Source organism: Sorangiineae bacterium MSr12523 (genome assembly GCA_037157775.1).
Lineage (GTDB): Bacteria > Myxococcota_A > Polyangia > Polyangiales > Polyangiaceae > Pendulispora > Pendulispora brunnea.
This window is the reverse complement of sequence record CP089982.1, coordinates 3,767,948-3,791,010: the sequence shown is the minus strand read 5'-3', so window position 1 is coordinate 3,791,010 and position 23,063 is coordinate 3,767,948. Positions and strand designations below refer to the sequence as shown.

The 23,063-nt window shown below is 65.1% G+C and carries 21 protein-coding genes and 1 tRNA gene; 11 read left to right on the top strand and 11 right to left on the bottom strand.

Annotated features, from left to right (window positions below):
• Positions 1-3: 3 nt before the first annotated feature.
• The 10 genes from LZC95_15295 to LZC95_15250 all read right to left on the bottom strand — a co-directional run bounded on the left by LZC95_15295 (position 4) and on the right by LZC95_15250 (position 11,072).
• Positions 4-393, bottom strand: a complete 390-nt coding sequence (locus LZC95_15295; protein ID WXA98194.1) for a type II secretion system GspH family protein — start codon at positions 391-393, stop codon at positions 4-6.
• A gap of 114 nt (positions 394-507) precedes the next feature.
• Positions 508-915, bottom strand: a complete 408-nt coding sequence (locus LZC95_15290; protein WXA98193.1) for a type II secretion system protein GspG — start codon at positions 913-915, stop codon at positions 508-510.
• A 44-nt stretch (positions 916-959) separates the two neighbouring features.
• Positions 960-2,393 carry a type II secretion system F family protein gene (locus LZC95_15285; GenBank protein WXA98192.1) on the bottom strand — a complete coding sequence of 478 codons (1,434 nt, stop codon included), beginning with the start codon at positions 2,391-2,393 and terminating at the stop codon, positions 960-962.
• Between the two features lie 3 nt (positions 2,394-2,396).
• Positions 2,397-4,232 (bottom strand): type II secretion system ATPase GspE, encoded by a 1,836-nt coding sequence (gene gspE / locus LZC95_15280; protein ID WXA98191.1) that lies wholly within the window; start codon positions 4,230-4,232, stop codon positions 2,397-2,399.
• Entirely contained in the window at positions 4,232-6,865 is a 2,634-nt protein-coding gene (gene gspD, locus LZC95_15275) for a type II secretion system secretin GspD (GenBank protein WXA98190.1), read from the bottom strand. The genes gspE and gspD overlap by 1 nt, the downstream gene beginning before the upstream one ends.
• A gap of 12 nt (positions 6,866-6,877) precedes the next feature.
• Positions 6,878-7,114, bottom strand: coding sequence for a hypothetical protein (locus tag LZC95_15270; protein ID WXA98189.1), 237 nt, complete (start codon positions 7,112-7,114; stop codon positions 6,878-6,880).
• Between the two features lie 155 nt (positions 7,115-7,269).
• Positions 7,270-8,229 (bottom strand): general secretion pathway protein GspC, encoded by a 960-nt coding sequence (locus LZC95_15265; protein ID WXA98188.1) that lies wholly within the window; start codon positions 8,227-8,229, stop codon positions 7,270-7,272.
• A 159-nt stretch (positions 8,230-8,388) separates the two neighbouring features.
• On the bottom strand, positions 8,389-9,795 hold the full coding sequence (locus LZC95_15260; protein ID WXB00337.1) for a sigma-54 dependent transcriptional regulator: 1,407 nt from the start codon (positions 9,793-9,795) through the stop codon (positions 8,389-8,391).
• Between the two features lie 180 nt (positions 9,796-9,975).
• A complete protein-coding gene (locus tag LZC95_15255; protein ID WXA98187.1) occupies positions 9,976-10,533 on the bottom strand; it encodes an isochorismatase family protein in 558 nt (185 codons plus the stop codon).
• An 11-nt stretch (positions 10,534-10,544) separates the two neighbouring features.
• Positions 10,545-11,072, bottom strand: coding sequence for a hypothetical protein (locus LZC95_15250; protein WXA98186.1), 528 nt, complete (start codon positions 11,070-11,072; stop codon positions 10,545-10,547).
• Here LZC95_15250 and LZC95_15245 point away from each other — a divergent pair.
• The 3 genes from LZC95_15245 (at position 11,071) to bioA (ending at position 14,953) form a co-directional block, all read left to right on the top strand.
• The gene (locus LZC95_15245) at positions 11,071-12,039 is read left to right on the top strand and encodes a hypothetical protein (GenBank protein WXA98185.1); all 969 of its coding nucleotides are present in this window, start codon (positions 11,071-11,073) and stop codon (positions 12,037-12,039) included. The genes LZC95_15250 and LZC95_15245 overlap by 2 nt on opposite strands.
• 79 nt (positions 12,040-12,118) lie before the next feature.
• Positions 12,119-13,639 carry an ATP-binding protein gene (locus LZC95_15240; protein WXA98184.1) on the top strand — a complete coding sequence of 507 codons (1,521 nt, stop codon included), beginning with the start codon at positions 12,119-12,121 and terminating at the stop codon, positions 13,637-13,639.
• 27 nt (positions 13,640-13,666) lie between these two features.
• Positions 13,667-14,953 carry an adenosylmethionine--8-amino-7-oxononanoate transaminase gene (bioA, locus tag LZC95_15235; GenBank protein WXA98183.1) on the top strand — a complete coding sequence of 429 codons (1,287 nt, stop codon included), beginning with the start codon at positions 13,667-13,669 and terminating at the stop codon, positions 14,951-14,953.
• Here the strand turns inward: bioA and LZC95_15230 are convergent.
• On the bottom strand, positions 14,946-15,299 hold the full coding sequence (locus LZC95_15230; GenBank protein WXA98182.1) for a cupredoxin domain-containing protein: 354 nt from the start codon (positions 15,297-15,299) through the stop codon (positions 14,946-14,948). The genes bioA and LZC95_15230 overlap by 8 nt on opposite strands.
• 101 nt (positions 15,300-15,400) lie before the next feature.
• On the opposite strand from LZC95_15230, the gene LZC95_15225 reads away from it, so the two are divergent.
• The 8 genes from LZC95_15225 (at position 15,401) to LZC95_15190 (ending at position 23,059) form a co-directional block, all read left to right on the top strand.
• Complete coding sequence (locus LZC95_15225) at positions 15,401-16,078, top strand: dienelactone hydrolase family protein (protein ID WXA98181.1); 678 nt, start codon at positions 15,401-15,403, stop codon at positions 16,076-16,078.
• A gap of 243 nt (positions 16,079-16,321) precedes the next feature.
• On the top strand, positions 16,322-17,818 hold the full coding sequence (locus LZC95_15220; protein WXA98180.1) for an MATE family efflux transporter: 1,497 nt from the start codon (positions 16,322-16,324) through the stop codon (positions 17,816-17,818).
• 124 nt (positions 17,819-17,942) lie between these two features.
• Positions 17,943-18,016, top strand: a tRNA-Pro gene (locus LZC95_15215).
• Between the two features lie 135 nt (positions 18,017-18,151).
• Positions 18,152-19,024, top strand: a complete 873-nt coding sequence (locus tag LZC95_15210) for an SDR family oxidoreductase (protein ID WXA98179.1) — start codon at positions 18,152-18,154, stop codon at positions 19,022-19,024.
• Between the two features lie 18 nt (positions 19,025-19,042).
• Entirely contained in the window at positions 19,043-19,843 is an 801-nt protein-coding gene (locus LZC95_15205) for an SDR family NAD(P)-dependent oxidoreductase (protein WXA98178.1), read from the top strand.
• 15 nt (positions 19,844-19,858) lie between these two features.
• On the top strand, positions 19,859-20,665 hold the full coding sequence (locus tag LZC95_15200; protein ID WXA98177.1) for an urease accessory protein UreD: 807 nt from the start codon (positions 19,859-19,861) through the stop codon (positions 20,663-20,665).
• Between the two features lie 15 nt (positions 20,666-20,680).
• Positions 20,681-22,393 carry an urease subunit alpha gene (ureC, locus tag LZC95_15195; protein ID WXA98176.1) on the top strand — a complete coding sequence of 571 codons (1,713 nt, stop codon included), beginning with the start codon at positions 20,681-20,683 and terminating at the stop codon, positions 22,391-22,393.
• Positions 22,394-22,396: 3 nt separating this feature from the next.
• Positions 22,397-23,059: an urease accessory protein UreF gene (locus tag LZC95_15190; GenBank protein ID WXA98175.1), complete on the top strand. Its 663-nt coding sequence runs from the start codon at positions 22,397-22,399 to the stop codon at positions 23,057-23,059.
• Positions 23,060-23,063: the final 4 nt, after the last annotated feature.

Sequence of the window (23,063 nt, the reverse complement as noted above, 5' to 3'; positions counted from 1 at the left end):
GCATTACTTCGCGGGGGCTTCCGGCGCCGGCACGCGAATGTCGTCCGCCGTTCCCTCTTTTTTGTCCGGGCCGTTGCTCACCACCGTGGTCTCGTCATCGTCGCAGAGGATCTTAAACGGCTGATCCCACGCGTCGCTCAACTTGGACGACGACTCGAGCTGCTTGTCGCGCTTCAACACTTCGACCGTGGGGCAGTCGCCGCCGCCGGTGGTGCGCCACAATTGGGCGGCCTGACGCAGAACCTGCGCGCTCTGCCGGGTCGTCTGCTTCTGCGCGTCCTGGAACTTGGGGATCGCGGTCATGGCGACACCGCCCGCAATGAGCCCGATGATCGCGAGCACGATCAGGATCTCGATGAGGGTCACACCGCGCTCGCGCGATGCTCGGCTCATGCGGCTCACGCGACGGCTGTGACGGATAATCTCGGACCATGACAATTTCATCGAACGCACTCCTTGGATTGAAAAACCCGTGAAGCCGAGAAAGTACTCCTCGGTTCCCCTCGATTACTCCACCCGATCGAGCCCTCCTGGCAACCCGTCGGGACCGTCACTCGACACTTCGAAGCTTGCTGCATCGCGACGACCGGGGCACGTCAGCCGCAAGGGCCGACCCCAGGCGTCGATGGGCACGTCGCGCGTGTAGCCGCCGGCCACCAAATCCGACAGTGACGCCGGACATTTCCCCCCGTGATCGGCCCGATACGCGGTGACCGCGCGCGTGGTCGTCGTCAGCGTGGCACGTGTGGCACGCAGTGCTGCAGCGTGCTCCTCCCTGCCCCACACCAGAACGACGAAGGCGATGAGCGCCACGATGGAGAGCAACAAACGGCCGCGGGCCCGCCCGACCACACCGAGCAGACCCCGCTTTTTCTCCCAGGGGAAGAAGACCGTCGATTCTCTACGCCGCGCCATTGCAACACTCACCCGTCCTTGACTCCCTCTCCTTTACTGCCCTTCTATTGCACGAAGTCGTTCATCTGAATCAGCGGCATCAAAATCGAGAAGGCGATGAACCCGACGCCGCCGCCCATGAACACGATGATGAGCGGCTCGAGCAGGCTGGTCATTGCCTGCACGCGCGTGTCCACCTGCGTATCGTAAGCGCGGGCTACGTTTTCCAGCATTTGCTCGAGCTGGCCGCTCTTTTCGCCGACCGCGATCATGTGGGTCACGATGGGAGGAAACTCGCGGCTGCGCCGCAGGGGCGCGGCGATCGACTCGCCCTCGCGAATGGATCCCGTGGCCTCTTCCACGACTTTTTCGAGGCGCGCATTGCCGAGCACGTTGCGCACGATGTTCATGGCCTTGAGCAGCGGCACGCCGCTCTGAAGCAAGGTGGCGAGCGTGCGTGAGAAACGCGCGACCGCGAGCATGCGGAAGAGCGCGCCGAAGATGGGCAGCTTCAGGAGGAACGAGTCCTTCCACACTTTGCCGGTCGGCGTGGCGATGTACTTGAGCAGGCGCGAGACCGCGAGGCCCACGAGGAAGCCCAACCCGAGGCCGATGATGAAGGACACCACCGACTCGACGTAGAAGAAGAGCAGCAGAATGAAGATGCCGAGGCCCATGGCCACGAAGGCCGCCGGCCCGAGCGATTTCTTCACGGCGGGCCCCGCCGGCTTGTCCTTCTCGTCCGTCTGCGGGGCGGTCGACGCCTTGCGGATGGCGATCATGGTGAAGAGCATCAGGACGAAGCCCACCATCTCGTTCGATTTGAGGGCGTTCGACACCATGATGAGCAGCGAGGTGTACCAAGGCAGCGCGCGGTCGAGGCTGGCGAAGATGCTCGTGATCTTCGGCACGACGGCCACCATCATGACCGCGATGAGCACCGTGCCGATGATGAGCATCAGGATCGGGTACGCGAGCGCGGAGCTCACCTTGGAGCGCAGCCTGGCCTGGCCTTCCATGAAGTCGGACAGGCGCTCGAGCACGGTCTCGAGGGTGCCCGAGGCCTCGCCGGCGGCGACCATGTTCACGTAGAGCGGCGGGAAAATCTTGGGGTGCGGCTCCAGCGCCTTCGCCAGCGAAATACCTTCGTTCAAGCGGTCGCGCACCTGGGTGAGGACGCGCTTCAACTCCAGCTTTTCCACTTGATCGGTGAGCGCGGCGACGGCCTCCACCAGCGGAATGCCGGCCATGACCAACGTGGCCAGCTGGCGGGTCATCATGGCCACGTCGGTGATGCTGACGCGGCGGAAGAAGGCGAAGAGGTCAAGCTTGTTCTTGCGACCCTCCGCGTGCGCGGCCGTCTCCTCGTGCGCGCTGGTGAGGAGGATGCCTTCGCGCTTGAGCAACCCGCGTAGCACCTTGGCATTGTCGGCGTCGCGCACGCCGTGCACTTGTTTGCCGGATGCGACGAGCAGTCCCCGGTACTCGAAAACCGCCATGCGCTACCTCGCCGCAGCGACGGGCATTGCCCCCGCCGACACCGTGGATCCATCGTCGCCCACGCCGACGTCTTCTTGCGTGGCCGCGAGCACTTCCTCGACGCTGGTGAGGCCGTTCAAGACTTTGCGTGCGCCGTCGTCGCGCAAGCTGTCCATGCCTTGCTCGATGGCCGTGCGCTTCAACGTCTGCGCGTCGGCGTTCTTCAAGATGAGCGGGCCCACCGCATCATCCATCATGAGAAGCTCGTAGATACCGCGCCGGCCGGAAAAGCCGGTGTTCGCACAACGCGAGCAGCCCTTGGGGCGAAAGAACGTGGGGCGCGTGCCCGCAGGAATGTCGAGAATGTCCGGCTCGGTCGCCGTGCGCGGGAAATAACGCGATTGCGTATTGTTTCGACGCGACTTGCGCAGGCGGATGCGCCCTTGGTCGATGCCCAGCTCCTCCAGCTCGAAGTCCTCTGCGGGGTACGCTTCCTTGCAGTGCGGGCAGAGCACGCGCACGAGGCGTTGCGCGAGAATGCCGATGACGCTGGAGCGAATGAGGAACGGCTCGACGCCCATGTCGACCATACGCGTGACGGCGCCGGCCGCGTCGTTGGTGTGGATCGTCGAGAGCACCAAGTGACCGGTGAGCGATGCGTTGATCGCAATTTCCACCGTTTCCTTGTCACGGATCTCACCGACCATGACCACGTCCGGATCCTGGCGGAGAAAGGCGCGCAGCGCGCTGGCGAAGGTGAGCCCGATTTTCGGGTTCACGTGCACCTGGTGGATGCCGCCAATCTCGTACTCGACCGGATCCTCCGCGGTGAGGATGTTCAAGTCGGGCCGGTTGATGCGGTTGATGCACGCGTAGAGCGTGGTCGTCTTTCCGGAACCCGTGGGTCCCGTAACGAGAATGATGCCGTCCGGACGTCGAATGAGCCCGTCCATCAGCGCGTAATCGCGCGGGGAGAATCCCAGGTCCGGCAAATCGAGGAGCACGCTCGATTTGTTCAATAGACGCATGACGATGCGCTCGTAGGAGCGGCTCGTGGGGATGGTGCTGACGCGGATGTCGAAGCTCTTTCCGGCGATCTTTTTGGCGATGCGGCCGTCTTGCGGAAGGCGCTTTTCCGCGATGTTGAGCGCACTCTCGATTTTGATGCGCGAGACGATGGCGTTCATGAAGGCACGCGGGGCGCGGCGCTTGATGTAAAGGTCGCCGTCGATGCGATAGCGGACCAAGACTTCTTTTTCTTCCGGCTCGATATGAATATCGCTGGCCCTCTCCTTCATCGCGTGGAGAAAGAGGGAGTTGACCCAACGAATGACCGGCGCCTCGTCGTCGCTGTCGAGAATGTCGCTCGCCGCGTCGTCCTCGGACACGTCGGCTTCGTCCGTCTCGAGCTCGCCGCCGCCGGCGACGCGCTCGTAGACGCGGTTGATGGCATCGACGACCTGCTCACCGGGCGCGACCTGCGCCTCCACGGGCTTGCCGAAGAGCAAGCGCAGATCGTCCAGAGCCGCGGTGTCGAACGGATCGGCGCAGATGGCGTGCATCACGCGCTCGTCCTCGTGGATGACCACGATCTTGTGCTGCTTGGCGAAGGTGATGGGCACGCGCGTGGCGAGCTGCGTCGGGATCTTCTCCGACTCGATGCGGTCGACGTACGGGAGCTCCGCCTCGTCGGCCAAGGTGCGCGCCACCGTGGCTTCGTCGGTGATCTGCGCATCGACGAGCAAGTCGATGAGCGAGCCGCCCTTTTCCTTTTGAATGGCGAAAATGCCCTCGAGGCGCTCGGGCGGAACCACACCGCGCCGTGCGAGGAGCTCGCCCATGAAGCGCTCTTCGGCCATTAGCGCTCCACCTGGTTGATCTGCCGGGTCGGCGGCGTGACCGTCACACCCGGCGAAGGTGTGGGCGTGGCCGGCGGCACACTGCGAACGGGGCCCGGGTGAATCGGACCGGAGGGCGCCGGAGCCGTGGCGGGCGCCGGGTTGGTGGAGGGCGTGCGCGGCGAGGCGGGCATCTCCAGCGGCTCACTCGGCTCGTGCGTGATGAGCTCCTTCGGCTTCAACAGATCGTCGAGCTTCTTGCGCTCTTCGACACCGCGGTAGCTTTGACGAATGAATTCGACGAGCCCGTTGGTGCGCGAATAGTCCTTGGGCGGCTGGTAATCCGAGTCGTCGCTGAATACGAAATAGCGATCCAGGAATTGTTGACGCTCTTCCATCTTGCGCTCGTAAATCGTACGCAAATCCGCCTGCTCGCGGATGATGTACGGCGTCAAAATGAGGATGAGGTTCGTCTTTTCCATCCCGTTCTTCGTGGAGCGAAACAGCGCACCCAGTACGGGTATGTCGCCCAACACCGGGATTTTTTCCTCCGAGTGGGTCAGGCGATTTCGCATCAAACCACCGATGACCACCGTCTGCTGATCCTGCACGACCAGCATGGTCTCGGCATTGCGCTTGGTGATGGGAACCACGCCGGCGGTACCGACGGCGGACTTCGCCTCGCTGATTTCCTCGTTCAGCTCGAGGCGCACCTCGTTCGAGTCGTTCAAGTGCGGCGTGATGGTCAGCTTGGTGCCGACGTCCTGACGGGCGCCGGTACCACCGAAGCCACCGAATCCGCCCAAACCACCCAAGGCACCGAGCGCGCCGGCCTGCTGCTGCGGATTGGTGCCGCCGAGGCCAGGGAACGACGGGAGGCTCAGGTTTTGCTGCAGCGGGATGTTCTCGCCGATGTTGATGATCGCCTTCTGGTTGTCCGTGGCCAGGATGTGCGGCGTCGAGAGAACGTCGGTGTCCGTCGCCGTGGCGAGCGCTTGAACGACGAGGCCGAACGACGGAATGGTGATGCCGGTACCGAGCAGGTTTTCCGAGCCCGGAATCGCCGGTCCGCGAACGCCGAGTGCGAGGCCTTGGAGCAGCTCGGGGCTGGCGGTGGGCAGGCCGATCGATTTGATGGGATTCAAACCGCCGTAAACGAGACCGTCGCTGTTCTCGCCGAAGGTGTCGCCACCGTGGAAGTTGAACCCGAGTTGGTTCGAACGCGTGATCGAAAGGTCGAGGATGACGGCCTCGATGAACACGGAGCGACGCGGAAGGTCGAGCCTGTCGACCACCGCGCGCAGTGACGCGTAGTCACGCATCGACGATGTGACGACAATCGAGTTGGTGGCCTTGTCGGCGCTGACTTTGACACCACCTTCGAAGATGCCCTGTTGCTGCGCACCACTTTGCTCCTGGCCCCGCCGCCCCTGCTGACCGCCGCCGCCACCACCGGAGCTGCCGCCGGTGCCGGTGATGATCTCGTTCAAGGTCTTGGTGAGCTCGACGGCGTCGGCGTGCTGCAATGGAAGGACGTGGATTTCGCCCTCCGTCGTTTGCGGCACGTCCATCTTCTTGATGATCTCGAGGATGCGCAGGTACGCCTTCTCGGTCGCGACGATGATGATCTTGTTGGTGCGCTCGTCCGGGAGGATCTTCGAAATGTGGAGATCCCCCCCTCCCGCACCGCCGCCACCGCTGCTGGCTGCCGCCGGGGGTGGTGCGCCGCGCGGGCCCGGAGGTGGCGGAGAACTCGAGCCGCTCTTGATGTCGAACAGCTCGTTCACGCGCTGGGCGATGTCCGCCGCGGACGCGTAATTGATGGTCTCCATCCAGATTTGATCGCCCGCGCCCCCGACGTCGATCTCCTCCACGATGGACATCATGCGGCGGATGTTCGTCCCCGTGTCCGTGAGGATGAGCATGTTGCCGGCGCTGTACGAGGAGACGTCCGCGTCCTTGCTCTTGAATTTGCCGAGCAGGTTCGCCACCTCGTCGGCGTTGACGTTGCGCAGACGGTGCATGCGCGTGACGTAGCGATCCTCCACCGGGGCGCCCTGCTGCGGGCCGACCGTGGGTGTGGACTGCGACGCGATGCCCGCCGTCTCGACGATCTTCAGAAAGCGGCCGTGCGGAATGACGGTGAGGCCATTGGTCTCCAGGATGGACAGGAACGCCTGGTAGGCCTCGGCCACGGTGACTTTTTGCGGCGAGTAGACGCTCGCCTTGATGTTGCGCACCTTGCCGCCAAAGATGAACCGCTTGCCCGTGAGCTGCCCGATGACGCGCACGAGCTCCGGCAGGTCCGCATCTTCCAGTGAGAAGGACACGCGGTAGTTGGGGCTCCGCGGCTCGAACTCCATCGCCGAATCGAACTGCGGAAGCTTGTCCGTGTCGCCCTGCGCTTTACCAGCCGGCGACTCGGTCGGCTTTCCCTTCGCGCCAGCCGCAGGAGCCGTGGGGAGCGCCGCACGGCCTGCACCTGGAGGCGCAGCGGCTGCAGGAGGCGCCGCAGGAGCCGCGGTGGCAGCAGGAGGCTGCGCTCTGGTTGGCGGCGGAGGAGTAGGCGGAGTTTGACCGCGAACGTCACGAACCGCGCCCGAAATGAGCGTACCTAGGGATACCGCCGCAAGGAGGGAAAGTCTTTTTCTCATCTCGATGGAATTTCAGATCTCGTTACCCGCACTCGGGGCTTTTTGGGGCTTGTTCCGAAGTACACCGGCTGCCCCTGCGGAACCAACTTTCCCATCGCCTGCAGCGGCTTGCGCCGCGGGCGTGGCTTGCGCCGTGGGGCTACTGCCCACCGCCAACTTGGTGGCGAAGAGCGCGATGAGGCTCGCCGTTCCGAGAATTACGACGGCACCTCCCAACATCGTGACCACGGTCACGACCGTTTTTCGCATCAGGCCATCGGTTTCGGTTTCAGTGACATTCACTCCGGCCTCCCGGCCGTCGTAGGCCTCATCTGCAAAAGGTTCCCATTCGACGCACGGTTCATTCTCGGACTCCAGTCAATTCCCACGAGCGCACTGCAAAAAACGAGGAAAATATTCGCGGACTATTTGATGTTGTAATCGAGATTCACATCCTGCCCGCGGCGGTTGATGCTCACGGTCAAGTGGTCGGCCATGCGGAGGCGCGCGTACGCTTCGAGAGCCTTTTCGGGGCTGGCCATGTCGAAGCCGTTGATCTTTTGGAGGCGGTCTCCATTCTCCATTCCAAGCTGGCCAAGGAGCGTGTCGGGCCGCACGCCAAAGAGGTTGATACCCACGACCTTGCCGTTTTCCTGCACGGGCACGATGCGCGCTTGGCGCATCAATTCCGCCTGATTCTCGAGGATCTTATCGACCACTCCGCGATCGATGTTGAACTCCGTCGCGCTGAGTTTTTGGATGCCCTTCGCGATGTCCGGACTGACGGACGGTGCGCCACCGCGCACGGGGGCCGATGGCACGGGGGGCGGCGGCGGGGGCTTGGCCGGCTCGTCACCTTTGAAGAGCTGCGCTTGGCAGCGCGTGCCGCCGCTGGTGAGCCAAACGCGGTCCCAACCGACGAATTCCACGGTCTTGCCGTTGAAGTCGTTGCCGCTCCGGCGCAGTTGCGAGGGCGCGTTGTCGCCACCGGAGCTAAGCGCCGCGAAGGACCATTTTTCGTCCGACGACGCCGCGATGATCAGAACCTTCACACCGTCGCACGCCGGCGCCGAATAGGGATCGCTGAGATCCGGCCCCGGGGTCGGCCCTTCCTCGGAGACGACCTTGTTGAGCGGGCCGGTCACCGAATCGAACGGGTTGCGCGAGAGGATGGGATCCGCGCTGGTGGAATGCCCGCCTGTCGCACTGGCAACGAGGGCCGGGCTCTTGGCCGCCAGCGGCGGGGTGGAAAGCTGCTTCTCGTCCGCCGCGAGGCCGATGCCGATGATCTGCGTAACCCCGCTCGCGCCAAAAAACGCCGCAACGGCAGTGAGTACGAGAATCACCGCCCAAAAATTGCGCTTGAGAACCTGGTCGACCGCCATTCGTGAGACTCCGCCAAAGAGACGCCTAGCGAGTGCCATGCCATCCCACGAACGCGGGGTTTCACGCAATATTTCCCTGGCCGGCATCGCGGCCGTTCGACACCTTGGCGCCGGCAGCGGGTTGAGCGCCGGGCGCGCGACAAAGTGTCAATGAGAACGCTACCCCTCGGCTGCTTCCGGGACGCCGTCGAGTTTGCGGTAGATGGTGCGGGTCGAAATCCCCAGCAATTGGGCGGCGACGGACTTGTCGCCCTTCGTATGACGCAACGTCTCTTTGATGACGCGCAGCTCGATTTCTTCGAGCGGGGTGCCGATGGGAAACGTCAGCGCGGTGGGCGTGGGTGGCGCGGCATGCGCGATGGCGTCGGGGAGATCGTGCTCCGTCAACGTGTCGCTGCGCGAAAGGACGACCGCTCGCTCGATGACGTTCTCCAGCTCGCGCACGTTGCCGGGCCAGTGGTAGTCGAGCAACTTGTCCAGCGCGATCCGCGACACAGTGAGCCGCGCCTTGCCATTCTTGGCCGCGTACAGCCCGAGGAAGTGATCCACGAGCAGCGCAATGTCCTCCCGCCGCGCCCGCAGCGGGGGCGCCGTGATGGCGATGACATTGAGGCGGTAGTACAGGTCTTCGCGAAATCGCCCCGCCTGCACCTCCGCGAGCAGGTCGCGGTTGGTGGCGGCGACGATGCGCACGTCGGCCTTTTCCGTATCCCCACCGAGGGGCTCGAACTCCCCTTCTTGAAGCACGCGCAGCAGCTTCACCTGCACTTGGGGCGACAGCTCGCCGATTTCGTCGAGAAAAAGCGTGCCCCCTGCCGCTTTGGCGAAACGCCCTTCCTTCTTGCCGGTCGCGCCGGTGAAGGCACCGCGCTCGTGGCCGAAAAGCTCGCTCTCCAGGATGGTCTCGGGGATGGCCGCGCAGTTGACCGCGACAAAGGGCCGCTTGGCACGGGCGCTGCGGTCGTGGATGTAGCGCGCGAGCAATTCTTTGCCCGTGCCGCTCTCGCCCAGGACGAGCACCGTGGCCATGCTCGGTGCGGCTTGCGTGGCCACGTCGATCACGCGGCGCAACGTGGGGGAGCTTCCGACGATTTCGCGCGTGGTGAGGCGTTTGATCTCGTTCTTGAGCGAGCGGTTTTCCAGGACGAGCTTTTGCTTCTCGGCCGCTTTGCGCACGCTCTTGACGATGGTGAGCCGCTTCAACGGCTTCTCGACGAAGTCGTACGCGCCCTCCCGCATGGCGCTGACGGCGGCCTCCACCGAGCCGTACGCCGTCATGAGCACCACCTCGACTTCGGGGGTGACCTGCTTGACCGCGCGAAGAAGCTCCAGGCCGGTCGTGCCCGGCATCATCAAGTCGGTGAGCACGACGTTGATGCGGTGGGACCGGACCTGCTCGAGCGCCTGCTTGGCGTCGAAGGCCGAGAGGACGCGCATGTTTTCGCGCACGAAGATCTTCTGCAACGACTCCACGTTGGAGCGCTCGTCGTCGACGACCAGCACCGTGATGTCACCGTCGTTGGTCGCTACCGAGCTCGGCGGTTCGCTCGCTTCCGGCCCCTGCATTTCTGCCATATTGCCACCATGACAGGGCCCTGGGACAAATTGTTCCGGCAGAGAAGAGGGATCACAGGGAGACGGGGAGGCGGGGAGATTTTTGGTTTCCAATGGCCTAGTGAGGGCATTGCAAACCCTAAAAACTCCCCGCCTCCCCGTCTCCCTGTGAATTTCTTCCTTATTTCACCGCTATTTCACCAGGCGTGAAATGGCCTTGAAGTCTTCGCTGCCGGCGCGGCCGAGCCAGTCGAAGGCCACCGCCTCGGTGACGGTGGGGATGGCGCCCGCACGGGCGACGAGTGACAGACCCGCGGCGCGGTTCTCTTCGCGGCGTGAGGCGACGGCATCCTCGACGACGTAGGTCGTGTAGCCCCGGCGCGAAAGCTCGCGCGCGGTCTGGAACACGCAGATGTGTGCTTCCATCCCGAGCACCACCGCCTGACGGGCATGCGTCCCGGTGAGGGCGCGTGCGAATGCGGGCTCCGCACAGGCGTCGAAGTCGATCTTTTCGATGGGCTCGACGCCCATGCCCGCGAGCCGTTCCCTCAGGGGGCTCACGGTGGGGCCGAGCCCCTTCTTGTATTGCTCGCTCACGAGCACGGGGATGCGCAGACGCGCAGCCGCCTCCAAGAGGATCTCGGCGTTCTGAACCAGCTGCGCCATCGTGTCCGTCGGCATGGCCGCGGCCAGACGCTCTTGAACGTCCACCACCACGAGCACGCTGCTATCTGCGGTGAGTCGATCCATCGTCCGGCGCATCATAGCGCGAGCCTGAGTCGAAACGAGCGCAAGAGTTTGCCCGTGTCGCCGCGCAGATCGAAGCGAACCAGGCCGCGACCCACTTCGCGATCCGCATCGTCGTAAAGCGTCAGCGGCAACGTGGAGATGGAGTCGGCAAGGTAGATGAGGGAGAAGTCTTTCTGACCGCGCACGCGGCGGACCTTGCCCTTGTCGTCCTTGAAGGAGAAGCCGTACGGCAGGCGCTTCTCTTGAAGCTTGAACGAAAGCGTGCCCGAGAGCGGCTGGTTGGTGGCCAGGCCCTCGAGGGTCACCTCGCCCTCGATCTCCGCCACCTGCTCGCGCAAGAAGCGACGGAAGCCTTTGGTGCGCGCGGTCAGCGTGAACTCCATGGCGCGCTCGTCGAGTGGCGCGTCGAGCAAGTGGTACGTACCGCGCATCGTTTCGCGAAAGCGGAAGCCGAGCATCGGCCGTACTGTGCCATCCAAATTCCAATTGCGAAAGGACGCGTGCAAAGCGATCGTGGCCCCGACCAAGGAGCCGACCATGAAATCCTCCCTCAATCTTGCAGCGCTTTCCGCAGTCCCGCTGGCGCTCGCGCTCGCGCTGGCCGCATGCGGCGGAGAAAGCGACAATCTCCCTCCACCGCCTCCACCTCCGCCGCCGCCCCCGGCCGCTGCGGCCGCCACCACGCCACCGCCCGCTGCCACGCAAGAGGCGGCACCGGAGAAGCCGCCCGCGCCGCCGGTGACGCTCACCGCGGGTGCGGCCAGCCCCGATCCGGCCGCGCCCCTGCCGACGGCCAAGGTGACGGCGCCGACCAAGGGCCAAGTCATCGCCGCCGACAAGGCGAACGACTTCGCGGTGAAGCTCGACGTGAAGAATTGGCAAACGGCCACGGGCAGCTCGCACGTGCACTTGATCCTCGATCACAAGCCGTACAAGGCGATCTACGACCCGAAGGCGCCGGTCAAATTGTCCGAGCTGACCGCGGGAGAGCCTCTCACCGAAGGCCAGCACGTGCTCGCGACGTTCCCGAGCCGCGCGAATCACGAGTCGGTGAAGACGAAGGACGCGCTCAACGTCGTCGAGTTCTACGTCGGCAAGAAAGGCGCACCGGCCGTCGACGTGAAGAAGCCCTTCCTCATCTACAGCCGTCCGAAGGGCGAATACAAAGGCGACATGGCGAACCATGTCCTCATCGATTTCCAATTGCTGAACGACGTGCTCTCCGAGGACAAGGATCACGTCAACATCGCGGTGAGCGGGCCTGGAATCGAAGGCAATCTGACGGCCAAAGTCATCAAGTTCGGGACGCCGTACTACCTGGATAATCTCCAGAACGGCACCTACACGGTGAAGCTCGATCTGGTCGACAAGAACGACAAGCCCGTGCCCGGTGCATGGAACAGCGTGTCGCGCGAGATCAAGATCGATCACGAAGGCCAAGCAGAGCCGATGCCCGGCCACGATATGTCGAAGCCCGATTCGACCAAGCCGGCGCCGAAGAAGTAGGGCGGCAGCGCCCCATACACGTCCACGTTCCCGTTCCCCTTCCCGATGGCATTTCGTGGACGGGCACGGGAACGGGAACGTGTACGGGAAGAGACAATCCGGCTATCGTACCGCCAAGTTGGATTGGACCTTCGGCGCCCTGTGCGGCAGTCTCGCGATATACGCCTTCGTAGGCCTGTACTCGGTCTTCGTCTGGTCGCGTGAAACGTGGACCAGTGACCTTGCGTTCTTCTCGCTGGTCGCGTTTTCGCAGTTTGGCTATTCGCTCACGCAGCTGTTTCATCTCTCCCACGCCGGTCCGCACGATGGCCGATTCGGCTTCGCCTGCGTCGTCATCGGGCTGCTCGCGGTCATGCATCACGCGGAGCGTCGGGCCAGTGTGGCGCAGACCCGGCGATGGCTGTGGTTCGCCTACGGCGCCGCGCTCGTCGCGTGCATTCTCGATGTGGCGAACGTCGTGGAGCATCAAGATGACATCTCCGCGTGGTCGGCGCTCTTCCAAAGCCGGCTAACCGCGCCCGGGATCACCATCGTGCTGCTCCTCGCCTGCGGGGTGGGCGTGGCCACCTACCGCATGGCGCGTCTTTACCTCGAAGGCATGAAGGACGCGCTGCCGGTCACCGCCGGCATGTTCCTGCTGTTTCTCACCATGGTGCACGAGGCCCTCGTGTCGACCGGCGCGCTCGGTGGTTCGGGCATCGGGCGCCTTGGATTTCTCGCCTTCTTGATTGGCGGCTCCGGATCCTACGCGTTCCGCTATTCGGCGGTGAGCCGGGAGCTCGAGGCACGGACCGAGGAGCTCGAGCACACGACGCGCGAGCTTCGAAAGTCGTACCGCGATCTCCACTCCGCGCAGGAGGAGCTCGGTCGCAAAGAGCAGCTCGCGGTGGTCGGCGAATTGGCGGCGGTCGTGGCGCACGAGGTTCGCAATCCGCTGGCCGTGATCACCAACGCCGTCGCCGGCTTGCGCAGGCCCACCCTGCCCCGCGACGATCAAACGACCTTGCTGGGCATTTTGGAAGAAGAGACGACGCGCCTCAATCGCCTGGTGTCGGATTTGTTGCGGTATGCGCGGCCGGTCAATGTGCAGAAGTCGAAGATTCGCATCTCGGATCTTCTCGATCGGGCGCTGCAGCTCGCGAAGATCAAGGCCAAGGGCATCGAGGTCTCGACGAAGTACGACGTGGAGAACCCGCACGTGTGGGGCGACTCGAGCCTCCTGCGCCAAGTGTTCGACAACCTGGTGGAGAACGCGGTGCAGGCCATGTCGCATGGCGGCACGCTGTCGTTGCATGTCGATCGGCGCCAGGACGACGGCTTCGATGGATTCGCCGTTCACATCCGCGACACCGGCGAAGGCATGGACACCATCGTGCGGCTGCGCGCGCGCGATCCTTTCTTCACGACGCGCCCCAGCGGCACCGGGCTCGGCCTGGCCATCGTCGACCGCATCGTGGAGGCGCACGGCGGGTTTTTGCTCATCGAAAGCCGCGCCGGCGAGGGCACCACGGTCACCGTGTGCCTGCCCGCCGGGGCCGACGACGTGAACCAGGCCGACCTGGAGCGCGCGGCCAAGCTGCGTGGCGGTTCGCTCTCCTGATCGTGTGATCGTGCTACTAAGCGGGGCATGATCCGCGACGAAATCGTTGCCCGAGACAAGGCGCACGTCTGGCACCCCTACACCGCGATGGACGAGTACACGGCCAGCGATCCTCTGGTGATTGCGCGTGCCCAGGGCTCGTGGCTCGAAGATGTGGACGGCCGGCGCTACCTCGACGGCAATAGCTCGTGGTGGGTGGCGACGCTCGGGCATGCGCACCCGCGCCTCGTGGCGACGATGCAGCGGCAGGCCGAGCAAGGGCTTCTCCATTGTTCGCTCGCGGGCACGACGCACGAGCCGGCGGCGCGCTTGGCCGAGGAGCTCGTGGCCATCGCCCCGCCGGGATTAACGCGTGTATTCTACACGGACAACGGATCCGGCTCCGTCGAGGTGGCGCTTCGCATGGCGCTGCAGATGTACGTGCAGAACGGCGCGCCGAAGAAGCGCGGGGCACTGGCCCTGGAGGGCGCCTTCCATGGCGACACCTTGGGCGCGGCGAGCCTCGGCGGGCTCGATGTCTTTCGTCGCGTGGTCGGCGACATCGGCCTCACGTGCGTGCGCGTGCCCGTGCCGGCCCCCAACGCGCACGCGCGCGCGTTCGACATGATCGCACGCCTGCTCCGCGACAAGGCCGACGAGACGGCGGCCATCATCATCGAGCCGATGGTGCAGGCTGCCGCCGGCATGCGCATCTACGATGCCGCGTTCTTGCGCGAGCTGCGCGCGCTGGCCGATCGGCACGACGTGATGCTCATCGACGACGAAGTGTTCACCGGCTATGGTCGCACCGGCCCGATGTGGGCCGTGAACCACGCGGGCATCGCGCCGGACATCATGTGCCTCGGCAAGGCCTTCTCGTCGATCCTTCCCATGGGCGCGACGCTCGCGAGCGAGCGCGTTTTCGACGGCTTCCGCGGGTCGAAGGACCGCGCACTCTATTACGGGCACACGTTCTGCGGGCACCCGCTGGGCGCGGCGCTCGCGCGCGAGGTGCTGGCCATCTACCGCGAGGAAAAGCTCATCGAGCGCTCCAAGGAAAAGAGCCTCCTCATCGAGCGCGCCTTCGCGCGCATCGCCGAGATCCCGGGCGTGGCACGCGTGCGCAGCCTCGGCATGATCGGCGCAGCGGATCTCGGCGAGGGCTACCTCGGCAAGATCGGCTGGCGCGTGTACGACGAGGCCCGGCGCCGCGGCGCCTACTTGAGGCCGTTGGGCGACACCGTGTACGTAGCGCCGCCGCTCACCATTTCGAACGACGAGCTCACGCAGCTGCTCGGCATCGTCGAAGAAAGCGTGCGCGCCGTTCTTACTTAACGACGACCTGGCCCTTGTACATGTTCATGCCGCAGGCAAACGTCAGCGTTTTGTCCTGATCGGCGGGGATGTCGATCGACACCGGCTTGTTCAAGGGCAGCTCTTTGTTGATGCCCAAATCGGGGAACACCACCTCGGTGGCGCACGTGTGTTCGCTCGTGCGGGTGAATACCAGGTGCGAGGGGGCGCCTTTCTTGACGGAGATCGCGCTGGGCGTGAAGCCCTTTTCGTTGGCCTCCACCTTCAGCTCGCCGCCGGCGGGCACCTGCGCCTCATCCGACTTGCTGCATCCGATGCTGCACCAGATCATGCTCGACACGCACGCACCGACGAGAAGCATCCTCATGGCTTCCGTCTTAGCATGCGCACCTCTATCTTGGCCCGGCAGTACCCGGGAAAGTCGGCAGTACCAGGCAAGTCGGCAGCAAAACCTTAGGAGGCAGGGCCATGACCACACGCGTTGAATTTGCAGCGAAGAATGGCGAAACCGTAAAGGGCGACCTCGCCCTACCCGAGGGAAGCGCAAAAGCTCCGGCGGTGGTCGTTCTGCAGGAGTGGTGGGGCGTGAACGATCACATCCGCTCGATTGCCACGCGCCTCGCTCAAGCGGGATTCCTTGCCATCGCGCCGGATTTGTACGACGGCGAAGAGGTGCCGCTCACCAACGAAGCGCGCGCGTCGGAGAGAATGACCAAGCTCGATTGGGGACGCGCGGTCACGCAGATCGCCGCCGCCGTCGCCTACGCGAAGGCGCACCCGCGTTCGACGGGCAAGGTGGGCGTGACGGGATTCTGCATGGGCGGCGCACTCTCTTTCGTTTCGTCGACGCAGATCGAGGGACTCTCCGCCGTGGTGCCCTTTTATGGCATCCCGCCCAAGGCCGATTACGCCAAGGTCACGGCTCCGATCCTCACGCACGTGGCCAAACACGATCAATGGGTCACGCCGGAGAAGGCCGAGGCGGTGAAGCGCGAGCTCGAGTCACACGGCAAATCGATCGAGCTTCACGTGTATGACGCCGATCATGCGTTCTTCAATGACACCCGCGCCAATGTTTACTCGGCGGAAAACGCAAAGCTTGCGTGGGATCGCACGATTGCGTTTTTGAAAAAGCATCTCGCGTAAACTATTCGCGATTATCGCCTTGACGAAATCGCATATATCGGACATCGTTCATTCACTATGTCTCAGGTGACGGCCTTTACCACTGTGCGCGACGCGGCTGTATATCAGCCATGCGTTAGCGCCTGCCGTAAAGATTAGCCCCGTCGCTTCGTGAGAGAGGCGACGGAGAAACCGTCGCCGAGAGCGTTCTTCGGAGCCCGCGCTTAGGCGAATCAAGCTAGCGGGCTCCAGAGGAACGTATTCATGTTTACTTCGCTTTTCAAACGCTATCGATTGAAACGATGGGTCGCTCACGTGCGCCGGCTCCTGGCGCGCGCGGGGCGACCTTCTTCCACGACCGCAGCCGCCCAGGTAAGCGCCAGAGCACGCACGCGTGCGGAACTGTTCAAGCTTGCCTGGCCCATCGTCATCGCGATGAGCGCCGAGACCATGCTCGGACTCGTCGACACGAAGCTCGTCGGCGGGCTCGGGCCTGCAGCACTGGGCGGCGTCGGCCTGGCCACGATGATGATGTACGTTGGCTACTCGCTCGTTTTCGGAGCGATGCGCGCGGTCAAAGTGCAGACCGCGCACGCCGTGGGAGAAGGCCGTCCACAAGACGGAATACGCTACGCGCAGGCCGGCATCTTGATGGCCGTCGGCATCGGCGTGGCGCTGTTCATCTTGGGGCGCGACATTTCATGGCTTCTGCGGGCGCTCGGCGTCGACCACGAGCTCATTGCCCCGGCACGGGATTTCTTCTCGGCCGTGACCTACGGCTCCGTGGGCGTCACGGTGTTGGTGGCCCTGTACCAGCACCGCCAAGCGACAGGCGACACGCGTACGCCGATGATCGTGGGCATCGTGGCCAACATCTTCAACGGCTTCTTCGCGTACGGGCTCATTTACGGGCACTGGGGCCTTCCGGCCCTGGGCGTGCGCGGAGCGGGTTTCGCCACGGCCACGTCGGAGTACCTGGAGTGCGCCATGCTGGGCGCTCTGCTCCTGCGGGACATGAAGCGCTGTCCCCCGAGCACCCTGCGCCTGCGCGAAGCCTGTCGCGGGGTGTGGGATCTGGGAATGCCCACGGCCATCCACTTCGGCGCCGAGACGCTCGCCTTCACGACGTTCACGGCGGTGTTGGGGACCTTGGCCAGCGCCGAGATCGCCTCCCACCAGGTTGCCATGGCAACGATCCGGACCTCGTTTCTTCCGGGCGTGGCCATCGCCGAGGCGGCGAGCATCTTGGTGGGGCGCTCTCTGGGTGAGAAGCGCCTCGACGAGGCGGACCGCGCCACCTGGGCGGCTTTGCAGCTCGCCATCGGCTTCATGGCCGTTTGCGGGGTGCTCTTCGCGGTCTTCGGTGGGGCACTGGCCCACGGGTTCTCGACGGACCCCGAGGTGATCCGCATCACACGCAACCTGCTCCTGGTGGCCGCCGTCTTCCAGGTGCTCGATGCGGTCAACATCGTCCTTCGCGGCGCCTTGCGCGGTGCCAAGGACGTGCGGGTGACCGCGATCATCGGCGTCACGGTGGTGTGGACCTGCGTTCCGACCGCGGCCTACGTGCTCGGGAAGCTTGCCGGGCTCGGCGCCTTGGGCGGGTGGCTCGGGTTCATCGGCGAGACCACGTTCTCGGCGACCCTGTTCTGGCTTCGCTACTGGCGGGGCCCCTGGCGCCAAGGTTACGTGCCGCCGAGCGCCAACACCGGCGGAGCGAGCCTGGCCCAGGCCGAGAACGCCAGGCTGCACGCCGCCTAGGCCGACGTTTCTCTCCGCCCCCGATCCTCGAGAAATCCAGGCTCGGGGGCGGGAGGAACGATCTGATCAAATTATCCCATTGACGAAATCGCGGCTGCCCTGCATAAGGCAAGTCGCTTTCACACGGGGCGTAGCGCAGCCTGGTAGCGCACTCGGTTCGGGACCGAGGAGTCGGAGGTTCAAATCCTCTCGCCCCGACTACTGTCTTTTTGAGCGAGCATACGTAGTTCGCTCGCCGCATGGAGCGCCGGCATCCTGCCGGCGGTCCGCCGGCCTCTGGCCGGCCCGGCATCGTTCTTGAAGCGTCGGGAGGCTATGGGACAGCCTTCTACGATGCGGGATCCGAAGACGGCGGGGAAGAAGCCGCCCTTTCGGGAAGAGGAGCAGGACGCGCCGGCGAGAGAGTCGGTGATGCGGACCAAGCCGGACTTCGGCGAGGAAAGCTACAAGGGCCATGGCCGGCTCGAAGGACGCGTGGCGCTCGTTACGGGCGCAGACAGCGGCATCGGCCGAGCCGTCGCGCTGGCGTTTGCGCGCGAAGGCGCCGACGTCGCGGTGAGCTATTGGAAGGAGCACGACGATGCACGCGAGACCGCGCGGGTCGTCGAGGCCGCGGGCAAGCGGGCAGTGCTGCTGCCCGGTGACCTTGCCAGCGCGGACGAATGCCGGCGGGTCGTCGACGAGACGGTGAAAGCCTTCGGGCGCATCGACGTGCTCGTCAACAATGCGGCCTTCCAAGGCGAAACGGTGGAGTCCTTCGAGGACCTCGACACCGAGCGAATCGAACGGACCTTCCGCACGAACATCCTGGCGATGTTCCACATCGTGAAGCACGCCCTGCCGCACATGAAGGCGGGCGCCACGATCATCAACACCGCCTCGATCCAGGCATACCTGCCGAGCGGGCCCATTTTGGACTACGCCTCGACGAAGGGCGCGATCATCACCTTCACCAAGGGCCTCGCGCAGGAGGTCATCAAGAAGGGCATCCGCGCGAACGCCGTCGCGCCGGGGCCGGTGTGGACGCCCCTCATCGTGCAGTCGTTCGAAGGGGAAAAGATCGCCAAGTTCGGCGGAAACTCGCCCATGGAGCGACCGGCCCAGCCTGCGGAGCTTGCGCCGGCGTTCGTCTTTTTGGCGTGCGATGAGTCGCGTTACGTCAATGGCGAGGTCCTCGGCGTCACGGGTGGCAAGCCTCTCGCATAGCGACGCGGCATGGGAACCATGGCGCAACGCAGGCCGCTTGCGATCGTGACCGGTGCCTCGAAGGGCATCGGGTACGAGCTCGCGAAGCAATTTGCTACGAACGGATTCGACCTCGTCGTGTGCGCGGATCACGAGGACATCCACACCGCTGCGATGGAATTCGCCCAGCTCACGCATCGGGTGCACGCCGTGCAGGCGGACTTGGCGGAGTACGACGGGGTCGAGACCCTCTATGCCTCGGCGCAGAAGTTCGGGCCGGTGGATGCCCTCGCGGTCAACGCCGGCTTCGGCGTCGCGGGCGACTTCGCACGCGAGACCGCTTTGCGCGACGAATTGCGCATGATTCAGCTCAACGTGGTCTCGACCGTCCACCTCACGAAGCGCATCGTGAGGGACATGGTCGCGCGCGGCAAAGGGCGCATCCTCATCACGGCATCCATCGCGGGCTCGATGCCCACGCCGCTCGAAGCGGTGTACGGTGCCACGAAAGCGTTCGATCTCTCCTTCGCAGCCTCGCTCCGTCACGAATTGAAGGACACCGGCGTGAGCGTCACCGCCATGGTACCGGGACCGACGGACACGAACTTCGCCCATCGGGCGGGGCTCGATGACACGAAGGTGGCAGAAGAGAGCAAGAAGAACCACCCCGCGGACGTCGCCAAGCAAGGCTTCGAAGCGCTCATGGATGGCAAGGACCGCGTGTTCGCGGCGACCAGCCGGGGCACCAAGCTTCAAGCCGTCGCGCAACGCTTCGTTCCGGAGGCCATCAAGGCCGAGCAGCATCGCAAAATGTCGGAGCCAGGATCCGCCAGGAGGTAAAGTGCCGCCCCGGGCATGGATGAAGATCGCGCGGGTCGAGGTCGGGTGGTCGCGGCATTCCGCGGCGGAAAAAATGTGCTCGAGCGCGCGTACGCGGAGAGTCCCCTGCGGCTTTTGTTGCCCAAGACGCCGTACGCGTCCAACGCGAAGGGCCCTACGGCGGCCTGGGTTTGCGTGACGAGCCTCGGCGGAGGCCTGGTGCGCGGCGATGCGCTGCGGCTCGCCATCGACGTCGAAGAGGGCTCCACCTTGCTCCTGACGACGCAGGCCTCCACCAAGGCGTACCGCGGAAGCACGCGGCAGGTGCTGCACGCTCGTGTGGAGGGAACCTTGGTGGCGCTGCCCGATCCCGTCGCGTGCTTCGCAGGCTCCACGTACGAGTCGGAGGTGGTGGTCACCTTGGGCGCGGCCGGTACTTTGGTGCTGGTGGATGCCTTCACCTCGGGCCGGGCAGCCTACGGTGAGCGGTGGGCATTCGAGCGGTTGGCAAGTCGCATCCACGTAGACCGCGGCGAGCCCCTGCTACGCGATGCAACCGTGCTCGATGCGCGGCATGGCCCGATTGCCGCACGCTTCGGCCGGGTCGATGCGTACGCCACCGTGGTCGCCATCGGCGCGCGAGCCGCGGATGTGATGGCCGCCATGCTCGCACCGCGGGAGCGGACCAACGTGCTCTACGCACCGTCGAAGCTGGCGCGCGGCGACGGCGTCGTGGCCCGCGTGGCCGCGGAGCGCACGGAGGATGTGCTGCGTGAAATCCGTGTCCGCCTCGGAAACATTGCCGAAATGTGCGGTGTGGATCCCTATGCTTCCAGGCACTAGCCTGGGGGAAAAATCATGAGCCGCCTCGATCGACGTGCCTACGCCGCGATGTATGGTCCAACCACCGGAGATCGCGTGGCGCTCGGCGACACGGGTCTCGTCATCGAAGTCGAGCGCGACTTCGCCGTCTACGGCGACGAGTGCAAGTTCGGCGGCGGCAAGGTCTTGCGCGACGAGATGGGCCAGATGGCCGGCATCGGTGACTCCGAGGCGCTGGACGTGGTCATCACGAACGCGCTCGTGGTGGACTACACGGGCATCTTCAAAGCGGACATCGGCATCAAGCATGGCCGCATCGTCGGCATTGGCAAAGCGGGCAACCCGCGCGTGATGGCCGGCGTGAGCGACAACATGCTGGTCGGCGTGACGACCGACGCCATCGCCGGCGAAGGGCTCATTCTCACGGCCGGCGGCATCGACACGCACATCCATTTCATCTGCCCGCAGCAGGCCGACGAGGCCATCGCCAGCGGCGTGACCACGATGGTGGGCGGCGGCACCGGCCCCACCACGGGCACGAACGCGACCACGTGCTCGCCCGGCGTGCGCAACATCGAGATGATGCTGCGCGCGTGCGATGCGCTTCCCGTGAACATCGGGCTCACGGGCAAAGGCAACACGTCCCAGCCGGAAGGCTTGGTGGATCAGATTCGCGCCGGCGCCATCGGGCTCAAGCTGCACGAGGACTGGGGCACCACGCCGCCGGCCATCGATTGCTGCCTCGGTGTGGCCGAAGCCGAAGACGTGCAGGTGACCATCCACACCGACACGTTGAATGAGTCGGGCTACGTGGACGATTCCATCGCCGCCTTCCGGGGCCGCACGATCCACACGTACCACACCGAGGGCGCCGGCGGCGGGCACGCGCCCGACATCCTGCGCGTCGCCGGGGAGCCGAACGTGCTCCCCAGCTCGACGAACCCGACGCGCCCATTCACGGTGAACACGCTCGACGAGCACCTCGACATGCTCATGGTCTGCCATCACCTGGACCGGCGCATCCCGGAGGACGTCGCCTTTGCCGAGAGCCGCATCCGAGGCGAGACCATTGCCGCCGAGGACGTGCTGCACGACTTGGGCGCACTCAGCATGATGGCCAGCGACAGCCAGGCCATGGGGCGGGTGGGCGAGGTCATTTGCCGCACGTGGCAGACCGCCGCAAAGATGAAGGGCGAGCGGGGTCGGCTGTCCGGGGAAAGCGGCGCGAACGACAATCTGCGCGCACGGCGTTACATCGCGAAGTACACGATCAACCCGGCCATCGCGCACGGAATGGCCCGCGAGATTGGCTCCGTCGAAATCGGCAAATGGGCCGACCTGGTGCTGTGGCGGCCGGCTTTTTTCGGCGTGAAGCCCGAGCTGGTGCTCAAGGGTGGCTTCGTGGCGTGGTCGCAGATGGGCGATCCCAATGCGTCCATCCCGACGCCGCAGCCTTCGTACATGCGGCCGATGTTCGGGGCGATGGGCCGCGCGGTGGGCGCCTCGTCGTTGACCTTCGTGTCGCAGCGCGCGCTCGCGGAGGGCGGGCTCGGCAAACTAGGGCTGCGCAAGCGCGCCGTGGCCGTGGAGCGGTGCCGCGGTCTCGGCAAGCGCGACATGGTGCTCAACGATGCGCTGCCGGCGATGCGGGTCGATCCCGAGACGTACGAGGTCTTCGCCGACGGTGTTCTCCTCACGGCGAAACCCGCGAAGGTCGTTCCGCTGGGGCGGTTGTACTCGCTCTTTTGAACCATGACGTCGCCATGGCTCGTATGGCAGCTCGCCGATAGCGCATTTCCCGCGGGCGGCTTCGCGCACTCCGGCGGGCTCGAGGCCACATGGCAGCTCGGCGCCGTGCGCGATTTCGAGGCGTACCTCGACCCGAGCCTGTGGCAAACGGGAAGCCTCGCCCTGCCCTTCGTGCGGGCGGCGTGCGCGGGGCGGGACCTGGTGGAGCTGGACGCACTGTCCGACGCGACATTGAGCAACCACGTGGCCAACCGCGCGAGTCGGGCGCAAGGGCGCGCGTTCTGGGCCACCGCGCGCGACGTCTTCGACGAGAACGACGCGGTGCGGGCACTCGCGGAACGGCTGCGGGGCCACTCGATGCGTCTTTCCATGCACTACGCCCCCGTGTTCGGCGTGACCCTGGGTGCATTGGGGCTCGACGCACGGGAGGCGTGCTCCGTGTACCTGCACACCGCGTTGCGCGGTATTCTGTCCGCGGCGGTGCGCCTGGGCATCGTCGGGCCGCTGGAGGCACAGCGCCTTCAGGCTGCGCGGGCGGATCTGCTCGAGCGCGTCCTCGCATCGTGCGCGGACCTCCAGCCCGAGGACGCGGCGCAAACCTTCCCCCTAGCCGACGCATGCTCGGCCTTGCACGACGGGCTTTACGCCCGCCTTTTCCAATCGTGAGCGA

Bases quoted from the DNA above. Each gene is read 5' to 3' on its own strand.
- LZC95_15255 (WXA98187.1), bottom strand. From the start codon at position 10,533: ATGGATCGACTCACCGCAGATAGCAGCGTGCTCGTGGTGGTGGACGTT.
- ureC (WXA98176.1), top strand. From the start codon at position 20,681: ATGAGCCGCCTCGATCGACGTGCCTACGCCGCGATGTATGGTCCAACC.
- LZC95_15205 (WXA98178.1), top strand. From the start codon at position 19,043: ATGGCGCAACGCAGGCCGCTTGCGATCGTGACCGGTGCCTCGAAGGGC.
- LZC95_15245 (WXA98185.1), top strand. From the start codon at position 11,071: ATGAAATCCTCCCTCAATCTTGCAGCGCTTTCCGCAGTCCCGCTGGCG.
- LZC95_15285 (WXA98192.1), bottom strand. From the start codon at position 2,393: ATGGCGGTTTTCGAGTACCGGGGACTGCTCGTCGCATCCGGCAAACAA.
- gspE (WXA98191.1), bottom strand. From the start codon at position 4,232: ATGGCCGAAGAGCGCTTCATGGGCGAGCTCCTCGCACGGCGCGGTGTG.
- LZC95_15230 (WXA98182.1), bottom strand. From the start codon at position 15,299: ATGAGGATGCTTCTCGTCGGTGCGTGCGTGTCGAGCATGATCTGGTGC.
- LZC95_15220 (WXA98180.1), top strand. From the start codon at position 16,322: ATGTTTACTTCGCTTTTCAAACGCTATCGATTGAAACGATGGGTCGCT.
- LZC95_15190 (WXA98175.1), top strand. From the start codon at position 22,397: ATGACGTCGCCATGGCTCGTATGGCAGCTCGCCGATAGCGCATTTCCC.
- LZC95_15260 (WXB00337.1), bottom strand. From the start codon at position 9,795: ATGCAGGGGCCGGAAGCGAGCGAACCGCCGAGCTCGGTAGCGACCAAC.
- LZC95_15270 (WXA98189.1), bottom strand. From the start codon at position 7,114: ATGCGAAAAACGGTCGTGACCGTGGTCACGATGTTGGGAGGTGCCGTC.
- LZC95_15290 (WXA98193.1), bottom strand. From the start codon at position 915: ATGGCGCGGCGTAGAGAATCGACGGTCTTCTTCCCCTGGGAGAAAAAG.
- LZC95_15265 (WXA98188.1), bottom strand. From the start codon at position 8,229: ATGGCGGTCGACCAGGTTCTCAAGCGCAATTTTTGGGCGGTGATTCTC.
- LZC95_15295 (WXA98194.1), bottom strand. From the start codon at position 393: ATGAGCCGAGCATCGCGCGAGCGCGGTGTGACCCTCATCGAGATCCTG.
- LZC95_15225 (WXA98181.1), top strand. From the start codon at position 15,401: ATGACCACACGCGTTGAATTTGCAGCGAAGAATGGCGAAACCGTAAAG.
- LZC95_15210 (WXA98179.1), top strand. From the start codon at position 18,152: ATGCGGGATCCGAAGACGGCGGGGAAGAAGCCGCCCTTTCGGGAAGAG.
- gspD (WXA98190.1), bottom strand. From the start codon at position 6,865: ATGAGAAAAAGACTTTCCCTCCTTGCGGCGGTATCCCTAGGTACGCTC.
- bioA (WXA98183.1), top strand. From the start codon at position 13,667: ATGATCCGCGACGAAATCGTTGCCCGAGACAAGGCGCACGTCTGGCAC.
- LZC95_15250 (WXA98186.1), bottom strand. From the start codon at position 11,072: ATGGTCGGCTCCTTGGTCGGGGCCACGATCGCTTTGCACGCGTCCTTT.
- LZC95_15200 (WXA98177.1), top strand. From the start codon at position 19,859: ATGGATGAAGATCGCGCGGGTCGAGGTCGGGTGGTCGCGGCATTCCGC.